This window comes from Cellulomonas bogoriensis 69B4 = DSM 16987 (assembly GCF_000767165.1).
Taxonomy (GTDB): domain Bacteria; phylum Actinomycetota; class Actinomycetes; order Actinomycetales; family Cellulomonadaceae; genus Actinotalea; species Actinotalea bogoriensis.
On the sequence record NZ_AXCZ01000403.1, the window covers coordinates 1 to 760 of the forward strand.

The window sequence follows — 760 nt, forward strand, 5'->3', positions numbered from 1 at the left end:
GCATGACCCAGATCAGGTTCGACGGTCGGCGCGCCGCGCCCTCTCAGCCCCCTCCCGGGGCTCCCGTGCACGGTCACCCTAACCGCTGGTCGGCGCCGGGCCGCCTAGAGTCACGTCCCATGACACCTGGTGACGCCTCCGCCGTGCGGACCCGACTCGCGTCGGCCCACCTCTACCTGTGCACCGACGCCCGTGAGGGCACCGGTGACCTCGAGGAGTTCCTCGACGCGGCCCTGGCGGGCGGCGTCGACGTGGTCCAGCTGCGTGACCCCGGCCTGGACGCGGCCCGGGAGCTGGAGCTCCAGGAGCTGGTGCGGGACGTCGCCGAGCGGCACGGTGCCCTGTGGGCGGTCAACGACCGGGCCGACGTCGCGCGGCTCGCGGGTGCCCCCGTGGTCCACATGGGCCAGCGGGACCTGCCCACCCCGGGCGTCCGGGAGCTGCTCGGCGGGGCGCCGGTCCTGGGGAGGTCGACCCACACCCTGGACCAGGCCGCCGTCGCGGACGCAGACCCGGCGGTCGACTACTTCTGCGTGGGCCCGGTGTGGGCCACCCCCACCAAGCCCGGGCGTCCCGCGGTCGGGCTCGAGCTCGTCGCCGAGGTCGCGGCGACCGCACCGTCGTCCCCGTGGTTCGCGATCGGTGGGGTGGACCTGACCAACGTGGACGAGGTGATCGACGCCGGTGCCCGCCGGGTGGTGGTCGTGCGGGCGATCACCGCCGCCGCCGACCCGGCTGCGGCGGCCAGGGCCCTGGCCGG

General features: G+C 76.1%; 1 protein-coding gene. It reads left to right on the forward strand.

Annotation, left to right across the window (positions count from 1 at the left end; translation table 11 throughout):
• Positions 1 to 119 precede the first annotated feature (119 nt).
• Positions 120 to 760 (forward strand): thiamine phosphate synthase (gene thiE / locus N869_RS15700; protein ID WP_035063252.1); only part of this gene is annotated, 641 nt, incomplete at its 3' end.